Origin of the sequence: Curtobacterium sp. PhB191 (genome assembly GCF_004346515.1) — a bacterium.
Lineage (GTDB): Bacteria > Actinomycetota > Actinomycetes > Actinomycetales > Microbacteriaceae > Curtobacterium.
Window position 1 is genome coordinate 54,832 of the sequence record NZ_SMBV01000011.1, and the last position, 14,605, is coordinate 69,436.

Annotated in this window: 12 protein-coding genes; 8 read left to right on the forward strand and 4 right to left on the reverse strand. The window is 71.2% G+C overall.

Annotated elements, in window-relative coordinates; translation table 11 throughout:
* Nucleotides 1-442 precede the first annotated feature (442 nt).
* Both EDF48_RS16730 and EDF48_RS16735 read right to left on the reverse strand, forming a co-directional pair.
* On the reverse strand, nt 443-1,465 hold the full coding sequence (locus tag EDF48_RS16730; RefSeq protein ID WP_207913285.1) for a GH25 family lysozyme: 1,023 nt from the start codon (nt 1,463-1,465) through the stop codon (nt 443-445).
* Between the two features lie 143 nt (nt 1,466-1,608).
* Entirely contained in the window at nt 1,609-2,901 is a 1,293-nt protein-coding gene (locus EDF48_RS16735; RefSeq protein WP_165901172.1) for an acyltransferase, read from the reverse strand.
* A 107-nt stretch (nt 2,902-3,008) separates the two neighbouring features.
* Here EDF48_RS16735 and EDF48_RS16740 point away from each other — a divergent pair, with 107 nt between their 5' ends.
* A complete protein-coding gene (locus EDF48_RS16740) occupies nt 3,009-4,880 on the forward strand; it encodes a hypothetical protein (protein ID WP_131881409.1) in 1,872 nt (623 codons plus the stop codon).
* 72 nt (nt 4,881-4,952) lie between these two features.
* Nucleotides 4,953-5,984 carry a lysylphosphatidylglycerol synthase domain-containing protein gene (locus tag EDF48_RS16745; protein ID WP_165901173.1) on the forward strand — a complete coding sequence of 344 codons (1,032 nt, stop codon included), beginning with the start codon at nt 4,953-4,955 and terminating at the stop codon, nt 5,982-5,984.
* Nucleotides 5,985-6,164: 180 nt separating this feature from the next.
* Here EDF48_RS16745 and EDF48_RS16750 read toward each other — a convergent pair whose 3' ends face one another.
* Nucleotides 6,165-7,718: a DUF2142 domain-containing protein gene (locus tag EDF48_RS16750; protein ID WP_165932443.1), complete on the reverse strand. Its 1,554-nt coding sequence runs from the start codon at nt 7,716-7,718 to the stop codon at nt 6,165-6,167.
* Nucleotides 7,715-8,200: a GtrA family protein gene (locus EDF48_RS16755; RefSeq protein WP_131881413.1), complete on the reverse strand. Its 486-nt coding sequence runs from the start codon at nt 8,198-8,200 to the stop codon at nt 7,715-7,717. Before EDF48_RS16755 ends, EDF48_RS16750 begins: the two co-directional genes overlap by 4 nt.
* A gap of 113 nt (nt 8,201-8,313) precedes the next feature.
* Between EDF48_RS16755 and EDF48_RS16760 the strand changes: the two genes are divergently transcribed.
* The 6 genes from EDF48_RS16760 to EDF48_RS16785 all read left to right on the forward strand — a co-directional run bounded on the left by EDF48_RS16760 (nt 8,314) and on the right by EDF48_RS16785 (nt 14,596).
* Complete coding sequence (locus EDF48_RS16760; RefSeq protein ID WP_131881415.1) at nt 8,314-9,450, forward strand: 5-(carboxyamino)imidazole ribonucleotide synthase; 1,137 nt, start codon at nt 8,314-8,316, stop codon at nt 9,448-9,450.
* Between the two features lie 124 nt (nt 9,451-9,574).
* Entirely contained in the window at nt 9,575-11,245 is a 1,671-nt protein-coding gene (locus tag EDF48_RS16765) for a glycoside hydrolase family 6 protein (protein WP_165932444.1), read from the forward strand.
* Nucleotides 11,246-11,470: 225 nt separating this feature from the next.
* The gene (locus EDF48_RS16770) at nt 11,471-12,568 is read left to right on the forward strand and encodes a hypothetical protein (RefSeq protein WP_131881419.1); all 1,098 of its coding nucleotides are present in this window, start codon (nt 11,471-11,473) and stop codon (nt 12,566-12,568) included.
* Between the two features lie 9 nt (nt 12,569-12,577).
* On the forward strand, nt 12,578-13,090 hold the full coding sequence (gene purE / locus EDF48_RS16775; RefSeq protein WP_111086008.1) for a 5-(carboxyamino)imidazole ribonucleotide mutase: 513 nt from the start codon (nt 12,578-12,580) through the stop codon (nt 13,088-13,090).
* A 212-nt stretch (nt 13,091-13,302) separates the two neighbouring features.
* Entirely contained in the window at nt 13,303-13,590 is a 288-nt protein-coding gene (locus tag EDF48_RS16780) for a hypothetical protein (protein WP_123292214.1), read from the forward strand.
* 250 nt (nt 13,591-13,840) lie between these two features.
* Nucleotides 13,841-14,596 (forward strand): glycoside hydrolase family 16 protein, encoded by a 756-nt coding sequence (locus EDF48_RS16785; protein ID WP_123292215.1) that lies wholly within the window; start codon nt 13,841-13,843, stop codon nt 14,594-14,596.
* The last annotated feature ends 9 nt before the right edge of the window (nt 14,597-14,605 follow it).

The window sequence follows — 14,605 nt, forward strand, 5'->3', positions numbered from 1 at the left end:
GGTGCGGGCTTGCCCGCTTGGTGCGTGTTTGTGTGTCGGCACGGGGCGTGCAACGGCGCACCGGGTGTCGGAGTCCGCACCGTGCGGCGGACGGGAGGCCCGTGGTGCGTGGGCTGCGTACCGTGCGTGCGTCGTCGTCCGGTGCGGGCTTGCCCGCTTGGTGCGTGTTTGTGTGTCGGCACGGGGCGTGCAACGGCGCACCGGGTGTCGGAGTCCGCACCGTGCGGCGGACGGGAGACACGTGGTGCGTGGGCTGCGCACCGTGCGTGCGTCGTCGTCTGGTGCGGGCTTGCCCGCTTGGTGCGCGGTTGTGTGTCGGCACGGGGCGTGCAACGGCGCACCGGGTGTCGGAGTCCGCACCGTGCGGCGGACGGGAGGCCCGTGGCGACACCGCCACGGGCCTCCCGTCCGTCATCCGCACCCGCTCAGGGCGTGACGCGCGTCACTCGGTCTTGGCCGCGAAGCGCTTCAGGTACGTGATGTCGTTCCGGTAGACGTCCTGGTCACCCGGGAGCACCCCGCTGGACGCCCACTGCCAGAAGGTCCACTTCGACCAGCTGCGCCCGAGCGTGCCCGGCGTGGTGAAGTTCTTGACCGGGTAGATCGCGACGAACAGCGGGTTCTTCGAGAACTGGTTGCTGTTGTTCGTGCAGCGCTTCCACCAGTCGGTGGTCGTGTAGATCGCGGGGTAGCGGTGGATCTTCTTGTAGACGGTGTTCGAGAAGTCCTTGATCCAGCTGCGCATCTGACCCCAGCTCTTGCCGTAGCAGGTGCCCTGGGCCGCGCTGCCGTACTCGATGTCGAGCAGGGGCGGCAGGGTCTTGCCGTCCTTGCTCCACTGCCCGCCGTGCGCGAAGAAGTAGTTCGCCGTCGCGGCGCCGCTCGCCTGGCTCGGCTGCGCGTACACGTAGCCACCGCGGTACAGGTTCCGCTGCTTGGCGGTGGCGTACTGCTCCTTGTAGGTCGAGCTGACGTACGAGGTGCCCTCGGTCGCCTTGACGTAGGCGAAGCGGGCGCCGTTGCGGTACGCCTGCAGGAAGTTGACGCTCGGCTGCCAGGCGCTGATGTCGAAGCCCTGGACGCGTCCCGGTGGTGGGCCGGAGGCGGTGGCGGCGGAGGAGGTGCTCAGCGACTGGGCGCTCACGCCACCGGCGGCGCTGTCCGGCGCGGTGACCGTGACGTGTGACTCTCCGGCGTGGGCGGCGATGCCGGCCCCCATGGTGTGGTTCCCGGTGCGGTCCATCTCGGCGATGGAGAGCTGCTCGGCAGCGGGTGCGGGTGCAGCAGGTGCAGCAGGTGCAGCAGACGCAGTGGGGGCCGGGGTCGCCGCCGCTGTCGTCGTGGCAGTCGGTGCCGGCGTGGCCGGGGCGGTCTCGGCGACCGCCGTCCCGCTGCCGAAGGTGATGGCCCCGGCGACGGCGGCAGCGGTGCCGAGTCCGAGGATCTTGGTGATCGGTGCGCGCATGTGGTCTCGTCTTCCCTGTCGAGATGCCGTGGGCCCCTGATCACCCACGCCGCGGTCCGAGCGATGCTACCTGGCGAGCGACCGTGCTGTCCGCCACGCGCAGGACGTCGGCGCAGGACGTGCTGCGGTACGCCGCGGGTGCGTCAGCGCGCGGTGCGGCTGCTCGCGTCGGGGGTGGCGGCGTCGCTCTCGACCTCGGGCAGGCGGCCGCGGTGCGAGACCTCGGCCGTGGCGTGCTTCTGCCGGCGGTTCATGAAGTTGCGCTCGACGAGCCACCAGAAGCCGATGCAGATGCCGATCACGACCGGGATCACGACGAACACCATCATCAGGAACTGGTACTTCGGGTACAGGCCGAGGGGCAGGAGCAGCAGGTTGCCGAGGCCCAGCAGCGGGCTGTGGAACAGGTAGATCGAGTACGACACCAGACCGGCGAGCACGAACGGCTTCCAGGCGAAGAAGCGGGCGAGCCAGGTGTGGTTGCCGGTGACCGCCTGGCGTCCCATCCAGGTGAGCAGGATGCCGGCGAGGATGCCGGTGACGACCTCGGACGGCCAGGTCTGGTGCTGCCAGTAGTCGCGGTTGCGGAAGAACACGAGCAGGGTCCCGAGGGCCATGGCGCCGACGAACGCGCCGCTCGCCCACCGCGGGCCACCGAGCTTCGAGCGCTCGCGGACCACGCCGGACAGGTGCTCGTCGCGGGCCTTCACGGTCAGTTCGGCGGCGAGCATCCCCACCGCGAACAGGCCGACGAACCACGGGTGCATGAACGAGTAACGGCTCTCGGCGCCCATCCACATGCCGATGAGGACCAGGCTCGACGCCGTCGCCCAACCGCCGAAGACCCGCCACAGCGGCAGGATCAGCAGCGGCATCAGGAAGTAGATCTGCCACTCGACCGCGACCGTCCACATCGGGCCGTTGATCTTGCCGATGTACTGCGGGAAGAAGTCGTGCACCAGGAAGAAGTGCGTCAGGAACGTGCCCCAGCCCATCGGCAGCTTCGTGTCCCACTGCGTCCCGCCGGGCTGGCCGAGCACGGGGACGAACAGGATCAGGAGGGCGAACAGCACGAGCGACGCCCAGTACGGCGGGATGATGCGGCGGGCGCGACGCCAGACGAACTTCCAGAACCCGCCGGGCAGACGGTAGCGGTCGAACCGGGTCAGCACCGGCAGCATGAGCACGTAGCCGGACAGCACGATGAAGAGCGGGACGCCGAGGTAGCCCCAGCCGATGATCGGGCGCAGCCAGGGCAGCTCGGTCGGGCCGGTGCCGGTCGTCCCGGTGAAGAGGTACGCGTGGTAGAAGACCACCGCGAGTGCGGCCAGCCCCCGGAGTCCGTCCAGGTAGGGGAACTCGAGTCGGCCGCCGGCGCGGGGCGCGGGGGCAGCGGAGTCGGCTGCGGGTACTGCGGCGCGGGTTTCGGTGGCCAACGATCGTCCTCGTGGTGGTCGGAGCGGGGTCGCAGGCAGTCTCCCACACGCCGACCCGGCGCCGCGATCAGGCACCCTGTGCCTGGTGTTTCGGTTCGGATGTCATGATGAAGCACGTGACCTCGACGAGCGCAGCCGCAACGCAGATCACCCACGAGCCCGTCCACCGGCGTTCGGGGGCGGTTCCGAGGCGGTACAAGCACGTCGTCGCGCCGGTCATCCTGGCGGTGCTCGTCGTCGTCGGCGTCGCGCTCAGCGCCGCCGTGGCGTACCACAACCGCCTCGGCGTGACGAACGTCGACGGTATCTCCTACATGGGCATCGCGCGCGAGTACGCGAACGGCTGGCTGCCCGACGCGATCAACGCCTACTGGTCGCCGATGGTGTCCTGGATGATGGCGCCGTTCATCGCTGCCGGCCTCGGCATGCAGACGGCCTTCGCGGTCGTGAACTGCTTCGCGGTCGCCGTCGTGCTCGGCGTCGGTGGCTGGCTGGTGTGGTCGCAGAACCACCGCATCGTGCCGGCCGTCCTCTTCATGGTCACCGCGATCCCGGCGCTGATGAGCGCGGTGTCGGTGCAGACCCCTGACCTGCTCGTCGTCGCGTGGGTCGTCGGCTACCTGTGGGCACTCCGGTGGGCCGACCAGGCGTTGCACGGGTCGACGCGGGCCCGGTTGGTCTCCGGCGGGGTGCTCGGCGCGGTCGCGGCCATCGGGTACTTCGTGAAGCTCTTCCTGCTGCCGGTGGCGGTCGGCGCGGTGGTCCTGTGGCTGCTGCTCCGGGTCTGGTCCGCACGACGCCGTCGTGAGCCGGTGCTGCACTGGTGGACGTCGCCCGTGGCCACGATCGTGGTCTTCGCCGTCGTCATCGCGCCGTGGGTGGGTGCCCTGACCATGAAGTACGGGTCGCCGACCCTGGGCTCGTCGCTCTCGGTGAACATCGGCTCGAAGTTCGACGACGGCGGGCGTGCGACCGACTGGCCGTTCCTGCCCGTGCCGCCGAACTCGCACGCGTTCTCCCCGAACGAGGACTTCACCCCGTCGGTCTACAAGCAGGGCCCGATGGAGAACCCGGACCCGTCCGTGGTGCCGCCGACGACCGAATCGACCACCGAGGACACCGCGCCGAAGGTCACGAAGGACTCCGGCATCGCTGCCCGCGCCGGCTACTACCTGCACGAGCGCATGCTCGCGCTGCCCTACTACCTGCAGAAGATCAGCACGTTCGCCCCCTTCGCGGCACCGATCGCCCTGCTCTTCGCCGCCGCCCTGGTGATCGGCGTGGTCCGGTTCCGCCGGTACGCGTTCACCTGCATCGTCGCGGCGACGACCCTGGTCTACTTCGTCGGCTACGGCATGATCACGTCGTCGTCGAGCGGTGGCGGGAACGCGCGCTACTACTGGCCGCTGTTTTACCTGACGGCGATGATCGGCGCGCTCATGCTGCCGGCCGTCTGGCGGTTGGTCCGACGACGCGGTGTGGTCCGGACGATCGTGGCGTGCGTCGCGATCGCCGTCGTCCCCGTGGCGTCGTTCACGCAGAACTGGATCGGGTCGCCGGCACCCTTCTACCCGTCGGTGAACCGCACCGAGGCGCTTCGTGTCACCGGCCCGACCGACGTCCCCGAGATCGTGCGACTCGCCGACCAGATCCGGGCGAGCGGAGCCCTGCCCGAGGACGCCACCGTCATCGGCTCGAACTACCGATCGCTGTCCTCGTTGGCCTTCCTGACCGACACGCGTGTGTACGGTCGTTCAGGTCAGGGCTACACGTACCACTCGGACGCGATGCGCAAGCTGTTCATCGACGAGGGCGTGCAGTACTTCGTGCAGTTCGACCCCGCCAACGCGCCGGCACGCGACTACTCGATGGCCGGGAAGCTCGTCGGCACGTACAACGCGACGATCTCGTGCAGCGCCGACCGGTCGACGGATCCCGAGATCCCCTGCCGCGTCCAGATCGTCAAGTTCGCCAAGTAGCCGCCGCTCCAGGGAGCGCGCCACACCAGCGTCTACGATGACCTGGTCCCGAAGCCCGGCAGGAGACCACGTTTGTCAGGAACCACCAGCGACACCCCCGCGCCCGAGGGGAAGCGTCCGCCGACCTGGCGACGGTTCCTCGGCAAGGCGATCCCCATCGTCTTCTACGTGCTGCTCGCGGTCTTCCTCGTGCTGTACGTGCGGAGCGTCGACTGGGGGCAGCTCGCCGGGCTGGACTGGCAGTGGGGCTGGGTGATCCTGGCGACCGTGATCAGCCTGGGCTTCCGGTACTGGGGCGTCGGCATCTGGTTCTACCTGCTGCGGCGGCTCGGGGCGACCGGCCTCAAGGGCAGCGGCGTCACACTGACCTACGTGTACGCGAAGTCCTGGATGGGCCGCTACATCCCCGGGGCCGCGACCTGGATCATCGGCAAGGTCTACTTCGCCTCGAAGCACGGCGTCTCGAAGGCCCGGCTCGGCGTCAGCGGCCTACTCGAGGGCGCGCTGCAGATCGCCGCCACCCTCGCCCTGGCGCTCGTCCTGCTGCTCATCGACCCCCGCACGCACGCGCTCAGCCCGTGGCTCATCGCCCTGATGATCGCGGCGTTCGTCGCCTGCGTCGTGTGCCTGATCCCGCGGGTCTTCGTGTTCCTGATCGGCATCGCGCTGAAGATCCTGCGTCGCAAGCCGCTCGAGGCCGACGTCCGCCCGAACCTCGGCACCGTCCTCGGTGGCGCCGGTCTGTACGTCGCCGGTGCGATCCTGTCGGGCACGGCGTACTACTTCATCACCCTCGGGGTGTACCCGTCGCTCAAGCTCAGCGACGCGGCGTTCGTCATCGGTGCCGCGAGCATGGCCTCGGCGATCAGCATGCTGGCCGTGTTCGCCCCCGGCGGCCTCGGCGTCCGCGAGGGCGTGCAGGCCCTGCTCCTCACCCTCGTCATGCCGCCGGGGATCGCCCTGGTCGTGGTCGTCGTCACCCGCGTGTGGAGCCTGGCGGTCGACGGCCTGTTCCTGCTCTGCGCCGCAGCGCCGACCTGGTTCCGCCGTGGTCGTCCGACCGACGACCCGTCGGCCGTCGAGGGCAGCGCCCCCGCCGCCTGACGCGCACTTCGTGAGCAGGAATGGTCGGGTCCGCGGTGCGCGACCCGACCATTTCTGCTCACAATCCGGGGGCACACGACGCGCGTGACGACGGAGCCTGGAGGGACGTGCCAGCTGGCACCGGGCCTCCCGTCCGTCTGGTGGGGCGTCCACCCCGTCAGCCGCACGCCCGACGTGTGGTCACGACGCGGGGGCGTCCAACCGACGGTCGGCACGGGCGACCTGGACGACCGACGCGACCAGGCCGACGGCCACCAGCGCGACCACGGCCACGAGCACTGCGGGCGGCACCGGCCCGATCTCCGTGTAGCGGAGCAGCCCGCGCCCCGTCACCGGGAACAGGGCGGCGTTCCAGAACCACGCCGACGCCACCGCGAACCCGTACACGCCCACGGCGGGCAGCAGGACGGCCAGCGCCACCGCGACCCACGAGCGTGCGCGTCCGGCGGGCACCAGCCGACGCCAGGCCAGGGCGCTCAGCACGATCAGGCAGACGATCGCGGGGAAGTAGTAGCGCCCCTGGGTCGCGGCGACCTCGGTGGTGGTGAGGTACGAGTGCGCGCTCGTCCGGTTCTGGATGCCGATGAGCAGAGCGGGGAACACCGCCAGGCACAGGGCCACCCGCAGGTCGGGGCCGCGCCGGAACGCCCAGCCGACGAGCACGACGAGCGCGATGACCGTCAGGACGGCCGTGAGCAGGTCGCCCATGCTGACCTGTGCCCGACCGCCGAAGCTGCCCCAGAACGTGCGCGCGAGCGTGCCCCAGCTGACGTCGAGGAAGTGCCCGAGCGTCGGGTGCTCGCCGGGCGGGAAGTCCTTCGGCGGACGCATCGCCGTGTAGCCGTTCGGCTGGATCCGGCCGTAGGCGAACCAGTTGTGCACCCACCACCACGCCCCGATACCGCCGGACACGGCCATCGTCACCACGGTGCGGACCACCCGTTGCCGCAGCGACAGCACCCCGGCGCCGGCGAAGAGCACGACCACCGCCACGAACGGCACGGCGGGCAGTCCGGTGCCCTTGATCCAGACCAGGGCGCCGAGCACCACCGCGAGCGCGATGGTGGTGCGCCACCGGGTGTCACCGGTGAGCAGCCGAGTGGCGAGCCACACGACGATCCCGGCGACGAGCAGGACGGGGGCGTCGTTCGAGAACGAGGAACCGATGGACGCGAGCTCGGGCGTCGCGAACACGGCGAGCCCACCGACGAGCGCGGCCCGCGGCGACCGGGTGACCCGGCGGACGGACGCCCACGCCAGCAGCGGCAGTGCGGTGACGGCGAGGACGTCGGCGAGCCGCAGCGCGGTGAACGCCCGGTCCCACCGCAGGTCACCGAAGTCCACGGCACGGAGCACGGCGGCACCGGCGAGGTAGGCGGTCGGCGGGTGCTGTGTCATCTGGTTGACGGTCGACGACGGCCCGGGGGTGTTCTGCAGCAGCTCGCTGACGGTCGACCACTCGCTGGACGGCTTTGTCGCCTGCTCGACCTTCGCGGCCTGCACCGCGTTGGTGACGTACAGGTCGCCCGGGGCGGCCCAGGCGTCACCGAGCGCGACGTGCACGGCGGCGTCGATGTGCGCCGTCTCGTCCGGGGCCTCGAAGACCGGGACGATCAGCGCCCAGGCGACGAGCCACAGGCCGAAGGTCGCCGTGACGACGGCGATCGCCACACGCTCCCAGCGGGCGGTGCGGGGTGGTGCGGTGGTGCTGGTGGTGGTCTCGTGGGCCGTCACCCGGTCGAGTCTAGGGCGCGCCCCTCGGGTGCGACGTCCGCGGCCGCGGGCTCGGAGCCGGTCCGCTCGGGGTGGTACACCCACACCTTGTAGAGCCAGAAGCGGAACACCGTGCCGAGCACCAGGCCGACGATGTTCGCGACGTTGTCGGCGAAGACCGAGGTCAGTCCCATCACGTAGTGGGACACCCCGAGGCACGCGAGCGCGATCACCATGCCGCCGAGCGAGACGACGACGAACTCGATGCCCTCGCGGGTGGCGACGGCTCGGCGCTGCTCGCGGAACGTCCAGTACCGGTTGCCCATCCAGTTGACGAAGATGGCGATGACGGTGGAGATCACCTTCGCCCAGAACGGCCCGGAGTGCACCTCGTCGGGGTTCAGGACGGTGATGCGCAGCACGTTGAACACCGTGGTGTCCACGACGAAGCCGACGGCACCGACCACGCCGAAGCGTGCCAGTTGGGCAATGAGGCGCCGCACGTGCCCTCCAGGATCCGTAGAGTTGTCGCGGGCCGTGCACAACGCGACCCGAACAGCGATTGTAGACAACGCGTTCACCCCGGATGGTGCGAACGCCGGAAGGATCACACAGCATGGCGTTGCGCGTCGGGGTCATCGGTGGGGGACAGCTGGCACGGATGATGGTGCCGGCGGCCGTCGAGCTGGGGATCGACATCCGGGTCCTCGCCGAGGGGCCGGGCATGTCGGCCGCCATCGCCGCCACGGCCGAGGGCGACTACCACGACGTCTCGACGGTGCTGGCGTTCGCCCGCGACGTCGACGTGGTGACGTTCGACCACGAGCACGTGCCCCAGGACGTCCTGCGCGCCCTGGTCGACGCCGGTGTGGCCGTCCGCCCCGGACCCGGTCCGCTGGCCGTCGCCCAGGACAAGATCACGATGCGCACGAAGCTCTCCGAGCTCGGCCTGCCGGTGCCGGACTGGGCCGCGGTGCACGACCCCGACGAGCTCCGGGCCTTCCTCGACGAGCACGGCGGCCGCGCGGTCGTGAAGACGCCCCGCGGTGGCTACGACGGCAAGGGCGTGCGGGTCGTGTCCGACCCGTCGGACGTCGACGACTGGTTCATCGCCGTCGCCGAGGCCGGCGGCGGGCAGGCGCTGCTCGCCGAGGAGCTCGTCCCGTTCACCCGCGAACTCGCGCAGTCCGTCGCCCGCCGCCCCTCCGGCCAGGTGGTGGCGTGGCCGCTGGTCGAGACCGTGCAGCGCGACGGTGTCTGCGCCGAGGTCATCGCCCCCGCGCCCGACAGCGCTGGACGCATCGCCGACGTGACGGAGTCGATCGCGGTCCGGATCGCCGAGGAGCTCGGGGTCACCGGGGTCCTGGCCGTCGAGCTGTTCCAGACCGCCGACGAGCGCATCCTCATCAACGAACTCGCGATGCGACCGCACAACACCGGTCACTGGACCATCGACGGTGCGACGACGAGCCAGTTCGAGCAGCACCTGCGTGCCGTCCTCGACCTGCCGCTCGGTGCCACCGGGTCGTTCGCCCCGGCCGCCGTGATGATCAACGTGCTCGGCGGACCGGCCGACGGCGACCTCGCCGCCCGGTACCCGGCCGCGCTCGAGGCGTTCCCCGAGGCGAAGTACCACTTCTACGGCAAGGCCCCTCGACCCGGTCGGAAGATCGGCCACGTGACGGTGATCGGCGACGACGTCGACGACGTCGTCTACCGGGCACGCGCGGCCGCGGCGCACTTCGACGACTGACGAGGGGGTGTCGGCACTGTTGCCGACACCCGCTCGGGTGCCACCCGCACTGGCGGCTGGCCGCCACTGCGGGCGCATGGTGCCATGGACGGGTCAGGGGTCCGATCGTCCAGGGGGAGTGTCCATGCGCCGCCGTCCGCGCCGTGTCGCCGTCTGCGGCGCCGCCGTCGCACTCACCGCCCTCGTCGGCGGGCTGCTGCCCGTCGCGTTCGGGTCGAGCGCCACCGCCGCGACGTCCGCGACGACCATCCGCTCCGCATCGGCTGCGTCGCTGTACGGTGCCGGTCCGTACCGGTCGCCCACGAGCGAAGCAGCGAAGGCGGCCACCGCGCTCGCCGCCTCGGACCCCGCTGGTGCCGCCGCGGCGTCGACCATCGCCCGGTACCCCGTCGCGACGTGGCTCGGCGAGTGGACGCAGGGGACCCAGCTGACCAAGACGATCAGCACGGCGGTCTCGGGGGCCGAGCAGTCCGGCACCACCCCGGTGTTCGTGCTGTACGCGATCCCGGACCGGGACTGCGGCGGGTACTCCGCCGGCGGGTTCTCCGAGGCCTCCTACGACGCCTGGGTCGACCAGGTCACCGCGGCACTCGCCGGACACCGCGCCGCCGTGATCGTCGAGCCGGACTCCCTCGCGATGCTCAGCAACGCGAAGTGCAGCACCACGCTCGACGAGCAGCGCTACCGGATCCTGTCCCGCACCGTCGCCGGGCTCACCGCCGCCGGGGTGCCCGCCTACCTCGACGCCGGCAACTCGAACTGGGTGCCGCCCGCGACGATGGCCGCACGGCTGAACAGTGCCGGCGTGCAGCAGGCCCGCGGGTTCTTCACGAACGTCGCGAACTACTACCCGACCGCGCAGGAACAGGCCTACGCGCAGAAGGTCTCCGGTGCGACCGGGGGATCGCACTGCGTGATCGACACCTCGCGGAACGGGCAGGGCTGGCGGGGGACCTGGTGCAACGGTCCTGGCGCCGGACTCGGCACCTCGCCCCGGGTCGCCACCGACGGCACCGCGCTCGACGCCCTGCTGTGGGTGAAGACCCCGGGCGCGAGCGACGGCACCTGCAACGGCGCCCCCGCCGCGGGCAAGTGGTGGTCCTCCTACGCCCAGGCCCTCGTCGCGAACGCCCGGCTCGGGGTCCCCGCTGCCGACCTCGCGCCGCAGGGTTCGCTCGAGGTCGTCGCCGGCACCGGTGGTGGCGTCCGGGTCCGGGGATGGGCCTTCGACGAGGACGACCCCACGCAGCCCGTCCGGGTCCGTGCCACCGTCGACGGCGTCGCCGCTGGAGCCGTGACCGCCGGACTCCGCCGCACCGACGTCGACGCCGCCGCGGGCGTCGGGGCGACCCACGGCTTCGAGGCCGTCGTCCCGACTGCCGCCGGCGCGCGCCGGGTCTGCGTGACCGCGGTGAACATCGGCGCTGGGTCGGACACCACGCTCGGGTGCGCCACCGTCCGCGCCTTCCGGCACGACCCCTACGTCGCGCTCGAGTCGGTGACGGGGAAACGGGGCGGCATCAGCGTCCGTGGCTGGGCCTTCGACGGTGACGCCGTGTCCTCCGCCAGCACGGTCGCGATCACGGTCGACGGCAGACGGGTGACGTCGTTGTCGGCGGGACGCGTGCGCGCCGACGTCGACCGGACGTGGGGGTCCGGGACGAAGCACGGCTTCGCCGGCACCGTCGCCCTCAAGGCCGGCAAGCGGACCGTCTGCGCGGTCGCGCGGAACACCGGCACCGGGAAGGACCGGAAGGCGAGTCCCTGCCGGACGGTGACGGTGGCGCGGCGCTGACCGCTCGGGCCCGTTCCGCTGGCAACCCCGCACCGTGCGAGGTGCGAGGTGCCGGTGCTGCCGTCGCACGGTGCGGCACTGCTCACTCGGTGCGAGGTTGATCGCTGGGTGCGGTCATGCAGGCTCGCACGGATCGGTCAGCGGGCTCCCCGGCGACGAACTCCGCACGGTGCGCGTCCGATCACTGCGTACGAGCCCGGTCGCCCGGTGCGAGAGGATGGGCACATGCCGCGTGATCTCGTCCGCCGGGCCGCTCGTCGACTCCGCCGGGTCGTCGCCGGGACGCCCCCCGTGCCCGCTCCGCTGCCGGTCCTCGGCTACGTCGTCGCGGGCGGTGACGGCGCCCACCCCGCATCCGCCCACGTGCGCGTCGTCCGGCGCACCGAGCACTTGGCGGCCAGCGGCACGGCCGAGGTCCGTCAAGTCGACCCCGTCGCGTTCGTCGACGGGACCGACACGACGTCGTACGCCGCCGTCCTGGTGCAGCGCGACATCCTGCCGCGCGACGCCGTGCAGCCCTTCCTCGCGGCGGCTGCGGCCCGCGGCGTCCGCGTCGTCGGCGAGGTCGACGACGACTTCTTCACCGAGTCCGGCCGCCAGCGCCTCGCCCGCGCCGAGTACGACCCGGACCGCCTCGCCTCGATCGACGCACTGGTCCGCGGTGCCGACACGGTCGTCGTGAGCACACCGGAGCTCGCCGAGGTCGTGCGCCCGGTCGCCCGCGACGTCACGGTCGTGCCGAACGCCCTCGACCCGGGGCTGTGGACCCCCGGCGCAACCGAGGACGACGACGATCGCCCCGGGGTAGAGCACCGGGTGCTCTACATGGGCACGCTCACCCACGCCGCCGACCTCGAACTCCTGCGCGACGTCTTCACCGACCTGACGGCCACCGACGGCACGCCGATCCGGCTCGAGGTGATCGGGGTGACCGACGAGGGCGGCGCCGACTGGTTCCGCCGCGTCGAGGTGCCGGACGGCCACTACCCGGCGTTCTCCCGCTGGCTCGTGGCGCACCGGGAGCGCTGGCGTGCCGGTGTCGCGCCCCTGCGTGACGAGGAGTTCAACCGCGCGAAGAGCGACCTGAAGTTCCTCGAGTACACCGCACTCGGACTGCCAGCAGTGGTCTCGGACCGGCCCTCCTACGCCGTGGCACGGGCCCACGGGGCCGTCGCGGTGCCGGACGACGTCGGGTCCTGGCGTGGTGCGGTGCGCGCCGCCGTCGAGCGCGGGACGGCCGACGAACGGGCGGTCCGGTGGGTCACGGGGGAACGCACGATCGGCCGCGACGACGACGCCTGGCGCCGCGTGCTGCTCGGCTAGGCTCGTCGCGTGACCGACACCGACGCACCCGTCCAGCCGCTCGTCTCGATCATCATGGGTTCGGACTCCGACTGGCCGACGATGCGCGCTGCGGCCGACATCCTGGCCGAGCTCGGCATCCCGTTCGAGGCGGACGTCGTGTCGGCGCACCGCACGCCCGACAAGATGACCCGGTTCGCCCGCGGCGCCGCCGAGCGTGGCATCCGCGTCGTGATCGCCGGTGCCGGTGGCGCCGCGCACCTGCCGGGCATGGTGGCCTCGATGACGACGCTGCCGGTCATCGGTGTCCCGGTGCAGCTCGCACGCCTCGACGGCCTCGACTCGCTGCTGTCGATCGTGCAGATGCCGGCCGGCATCCCGGTGGCGACGATGGCGATCAACGGTGCCGCGAACGCCGGACTCCTCGCTGCGCGGATCATCGGCACCTCGGAGCCCGCGGTCGCGGCTCGCCTGACCGAGTACGCCGACGGCCTCGAGCGACTGGTCGAGGAGAAGGCCGCGCGCCTGCGCGACTCCCTCTAGCGTTCCGCGCGCCTGCGCGACTCCCTCGAGCGTTCCGCGCGGGTGGCCCCGGGACCGTCGAACGGGTTCCCGCCGTTCAGGACGCCGTACGCGATCGCGTTCGTCCGGTCGGCGCAGGCACGGTCGAGCGTCCGCGTCGCTGTCCGGACGACCTCGCCGGTGATCGGTCGGCCGCATTCCTCGCATCGGGTCATGCGCGCTACGGTACCGCCATGCCCGCTCGTCTCCGTCGCCACACCGCCGCCCTCGTCCTGGTCGGTGTCGCGGTCGTCGCAGCCGTGGTGTGCGCCGTCGCCGCACGCGGTGCGGGCCCGATGAACCCGGTGTCCTGGTGGATCCGAGGCACGGACGAGCACGTCGTCGCGACGAAGTCACAGTTCGACTCGTGGCTCCTGGCGTCGCACGTGGCCGAGGTCGCAGCGGTGGTCGCGGTCGTCGCCGTCCTCGCCGCGGTCGTCACCGCCGTCGTGTCGTCACGCCGCCGTCGCACGCGGGTCTGAACACCACCGCCTGCCGGGGTCGACGAGTCGCCGGCAGCCCCAGAACGGGGGACGCAACACGGCGCTGATCAGCACTTCTTCGACGTAGACGGAACGTTCTGCAACCCCCGCGTACTGGGGATGCGCCGGTTCTGTCAACCCCGCGCGCGGGCTGCATTTCGCAACTACGGTGAACGGCGGGTGGTCGAGATCCGGCCGCCCGGCACCCACGGGAACGGGTGCGAACCGTCACGTCAGGGAGTGACAGCTCATGCAGAAACGTGCAACCAAGCGGGCCGCACTCACCGTCGTGCTCCTCAGTGCCGCACTCGTCGCAGGACCGCTCGGCACGGGAACCGCAGCGTCCGCCAGCTCGGCACCGATCGGCAACGTCGGGAACTTCAAGCAGACCTTCCGCGAGAACTTCAGCACGGCGGCGGCCGCCAAGGGGAAGTTCGCCAAGACCTACGCGAAGTCGTGGCAGCCCTACCCGGACGGCACCGGGGGCATGTACTACTCGGGCGCCCAGATCAGCTCGCACAACGGGTACATGGACGTCAAGCTGGACGGCAAGCACGGTGCTGCCGGCACCTTCGGCACCCCGTCGGGTGCATGGGGGCACAAGGGCGGCAAGTTCATCGTCCGCGCCAAGGCGACCGGCGGCGACGGGAACGGCGCCGCGTTCATGCTCTGGCCGTCGTCCGACAAGTGGTCGGACGGCGAGATCGACTACCCCGAGGCGAACTTCGAGCAGCAGCCGATGCTGCACCACCACTCGATGACCCCCGGCCAGGAGGTCAACGCGACGAGCCTGAGCACCGGCGTCTCGTGGCGCTCGTGGCACACGTACTCGATCGAGTGGATCCCGGGGAAGTCGGTGCGCTACCGCCTCGACGGCAAGGTGATCAAGACGATCACGAAGCACGTGCCGAAGACCGCGCACCGGTACATGTTCCAGGTCGGCAACTGGGGTGCCACCGGCCACCTGTACATCGACTGGGTCAGCACGTACACGTACAAGAAGTGACGTACACCT

Excerpts from the sequence above, each read along its gene's own strand:
- EDF48_RS16780 (WP_123292214.1), top strand. The coding sequence starts at position 13,303 with ATGCCCGCTCGTCTCCGTCGCCACACCGCCGCCCTCGTCCTGGTCGGT.
- EDF48_RS16760 (WP_131881415.1), top strand. The coding sequence starts at position 8,314 with ATGGCGTTGCGCGTCGGGGTCATCGGTGGGGGACAGCTGGCACGGATG.
- EDF48_RS16765 (WP_165932444.1), top strand. The coding sequence starts at position 9,575 with ATGCGCCGCCGTCCGCGCCGTGTCGCCGTCTGCGGCGCCGCCGTCGCA.
- EDF48_RS16730 (WP_207913285.1), bottom strand. The coding sequence starts at position 1,465 with ATGCGCGCACCGATCACCAAGATCCTCGGACTCGGCACCGCTGCCGCC.
- EDF48_RS16770 (WP_131881419.1), top strand. The coding sequence starts at position 11,471 with ATGCCGCGTGATCTCGTCCGCCGGGCCGCTCGTCGACTCCGCCGGGTC.
- EDF48_RS16740 (WP_131881409.1), top strand. The coding sequence starts at position 3,009 with ATGAAGCACGTGACCTCGACGAGCGCAGCCGCAACGCAGATCACCCAC.
- EDF48_RS16785 (WP_123292215.1), top strand. The coding sequence starts at position 13,841 with ATGCAGAAACGTGCAACCAAGCGGGCCGCACTCACCGTCGTGCTCCTC.